The organism is Amycolatopsis acididurans (assembly GCF_012328925.1).
Taxonomy (GTDB): Bacteria; Actinomycetota; Actinomycetes; order Mycobacteriales; family Pseudonocardiaceae; genus Amycolatopsis_E; species Amycolatopsis_E acididurans.
Map to the genome: position 1 here is coordinate 1 of NZ_JAAXLS010000103.1, position 3,399 is coordinate 3,399.

A 3,399-nucleotide genomic window follows, 5' to 3' on the forward strand; every position below is an offset into this window, starting at 1 on the left:
GTTCCTGGTCAGGGACACGCCGCCGTCGTGTTACTTGCCGGCCGTGTCGGGTCATTGCTGGTACATCTGTTCCGCATGAGGAGTACGGCCAGTCTGCGGCTTGAGCAACGAGGCGGCGGTTGGGTGTTGGCCGGTCCGGCAGCGTCGCGGTTCGGGCTGGTGGATGAGTATTTGGCGTATCTGGCGGACCGGAACTACTCGGCGAAGACCGTTCGTGCCTATGGGTATGACCTGCTGGCGTTCTGCCGATGGCTGGCCGCCGAGGAGGAGCCGCTGTCTGCGGTGACGACGGAGGTGCTGCTGCGATTTTTGCGGGCCTGCCGGGAGGCCAGGGTGCCGGGCCGCCCGGGACCGAATGTGGTCCGCTTGTCGGGCCGTCGGATGGATCAGTATGCCGCCACGACGATCAATCGTCGGTTGGCGGCGATTTCGGGCCTGTTCGCGTTCGCCGCGATGCGGGACCCGGACGTGACCAACCCGGTCCCGAAAGGGCGGGAGGCGCGCTGGCGGGCACCGGGCGAGCGCAGTGGGATGCTGGCGCACACGGTGCGCCGCCCGAAGAACCGCTCGTCGCTGCGGCTGCGCGAGCCCCGCTGCCTGCCGACTGCACTGTCCACATCGGACGCAGCGGAGCTGTTGGCGAGCTTCCGCGCGTGGCGGGACCGGGCTGTTGCTGGGTTGATGCTGTATTGCGGGCTGCGTTCGGCCGAGGTGTTGGGCCTGGCCGTCACCGACGTCGATATCGGTGGCCGCTGGCTGAAAGTCGTCGGGAAGGGCCAGCGGGAACGCCGGGTGCCGTTGGATGCCGACGTCGCTTCGGTGATCCAGGTGTATCTGCTGGCCGAGCGCCCTGAATCCGACAGTGACCTGCTTTTTCTGGTGGCCAAAGGTCCGAACCGGGGACAGCCGCTGACGCCGGCCGGGCTGCGCACGATCTTTCGCTACCACCGTGGACTCACCGGCGTTGTCGGTGGGCATCCGCATGCGCTGCGCCATACGTTCGGCACCGCGCTGGCGGAGGCCGGGGTTGATCTTGCGGTGATGCAGGCGTTGCTCGGTCATGCGCATGTCGACACCACTGCCCGCTATATCCATCTCGCTCCGGCGCACGTGAAGGAGGAGTTCGATGCCGCTCGCGACCGCATCCGCTCCCAGTCCCGGCCGTGATCTGCACGCCGCCTACCTGGACTATCTGCACCGCAGCGGCCGGGGCAATTCGGCCTACTCGTGGGCGGCTCGGGTGTTCTTCGGGCGGTGGCCGGACCCGCGGAGGTGGGCCGCCGAGCCGCTGCAGGTGCGGTTGTCGGCCGGCTCGTCGACCCGGCCGATCATCACGTTCCTGATGCTGCACCGGGCGCTGCAGCCGGGCTATGACTATTTGCTGGAACGCAAGCTGTCCAGCATCTGGCGGGAGATCACCGACTCGCCGCTGGCAGGCGACCTCGAGCGGTTCATGACCGCGGCCGCCGAACTGGGGTTCACCGACCGGGTCCGCTTCGCCACCGGCTCCCAGGTGCCGGCCCGGCTGCTCATCCAAACCGGGCGGCGGCTGGATCGGCTCACCTTGGCGGATTTGAACGCCTTCGCCGCCGCCTGCCACGACCGCGAACAGCGGACCGGCAAGGGCCACAAGCACTATCTCGCCGCCGTCAGCAACACGCAGCGGGTGCTGTTTCACCTCGGCATCGTTGACGAGCTGCCCCGCTCGGGCGGCCCGGTCCCGTTCACCGAACGACTGGCCGACGTCCGACCACCGATCCGCGAGACGATGATCGCCTATCTGGAGCGCAAACGCGCGACCTGCCAACCCAAGACCGTGTCCGCTCTCGCGACCCGGCTCAAACACTTCGGCAAGTTCTTGGCCGACATCGATCCCGGCCTCGACTCGGTCGCGCATCTGGATCGACGCAAGCACATCGAGCCCTACCTGACGGCGCTGGTCGACGCGGTCAACTCCAAGAACGATGAGGTCATCACGGTCGCCGACCGGTCCCGGCGGGTGCTAGCTCTGACGGGGTTCTTGACCGACATCACCGAGTGGGGTTGGCCCGAGGCCCCGCCTCGCAAGCTGCTCTTCCGCGACGACACCCCCAAGCTCCCGCAGACGCTGCCGCGTTACCTGCCGGTTGACGTCGACCGCCGCCTCACCGAGGTGCTGGTAGAGCAGCCGGATAACCAGCTGGCCGCGTGCGCGCTGCGACTGCAACGAGCCTGCGGGCTGCGGATCGGGGAACTGCTCGACCTCGAGCTGGACTGCGTCCACGAGGTCCCCGACCACGGCAGCTGGTTGAAGATCCCGCTCGGCAAGCTGGAAACCGAGCGGATGGTCCCGATCGACGACGACATCCTCACGCTGATCGATCACATCATCGCGATCCGCTCCCACGGGCGGCCGATGCCGCACCCCCGCTATCGGCGGCCCGCGCAGTTCCTGTTCACCCACCACGGCCGGCGACTATCGCAGAACGCGGTCCGCGCCGAGCTCGACCGCGCCGCCCAGGCCGCGGGGCTGGACCACATCACCCCGCACCAGCTCCGCCACACCTACGCCACCGCTTTGGTTAACGCTGGCGTCTCATTGCAGGCGTTGATGGCAATGCTCGGCCACATGTCGGCCGAGATGAGCCTACGTTACGGACGGCTGTTCGACACCACCGTGCGCGCCGAATACGAACGCGCCCTTGAGCTGGCCAAACAACAGACCCGCACCCCAGCGCCGGGCGGAATCAGCCTCCCCCTGACCGACATCACCGGCGGAGCCGACTGGAAGGACACCCCACTCATCAAATCCCGGCTGGCCTGCGGGTTCTGCCTACGCGCGCCCGCCCAAGGCGCCTGCACCTACGCCAACATTTGCGAGCACTGCCCCAGCTTCCACGCCGAAGCGAGTTCTCTCCCAATTCTGGCCGCCCAGCGCGTCGACGCCGAAGCACTCGCCCACGACGCCGAGCAGCGCGGCTGGATCGCCGAAGCCGAACGCCACCAGCGCCTCATCGCCCGACTCGACACCCTGATCACGAAGGCCCAAGCAGGATGACCACCACCCTCAACCGCGTCGAACGTGCCTGCGCCGACCTGCACCGCGACGGACAGCAGGTCACCTTCACCGCAGTCGCCGCCCGCACCGGACTCGGCCGCACCACCCTCTACCGCAACCCGGCGCTTCGCTCCATGATCGAGGAACACCGGCACCGCGCCGCCACTGGCGGCACCCTCACCAGCCTCACCGACGAGATCGCCACCCTCCGCACCGCGCTCGACGCCCTGGCCACCCGAGTCCGCCGCCACGAAGAAAAACTCCGGAAACTCCAACCCCCGAAAGGCTGACGACATTAGCCGGCCAATAGCCAGAATCCAAGATCATTAGCCGGATAACCCTACGACAACGCCGTCATCGAA

General features: G+C 67.7%; 3 protein-coding genes. All 3 read left to right on the plus strand.

Features of this window, described 5'->3' with window-relative positions; genetic code table 11:
- A partial coding sequence (locus tag HFP15_RS41975) for a tyrosine-type recombinase/integrase (protein ID WP_210718590.1) occupies nt 1-1,167 on the plus strand: 1,167 nt, incomplete at its 5' end.
- Nucleotides 1,168-1,294: 127 nt separating this feature from the next.
- Nucleotides 1,295-3,037 (plus strand): tyrosine-type recombinase/integrase, encoded by a 1,743-nt coding sequence (locus HFP15_RS41980; protein WP_210718591.1) that lies wholly within the window; start codon nt 1,295-1,297, stop codon nt 3,035-3,037.
- A complete protein-coding gene (locus tag HFP15_RS41985; RefSeq protein ID WP_168524178.1) occupies nt 3,034-3,327 on the plus strand; it encodes a DUF6262 family protein in 294 nt (97 codons plus the stop codon). Before HFP15_RS41980 ends, HFP15_RS41985 begins: the two co-directional genes overlap by 4 nt.
- Nucleotides 3,328-3,399 lie beyond the last annotated feature (72 nt).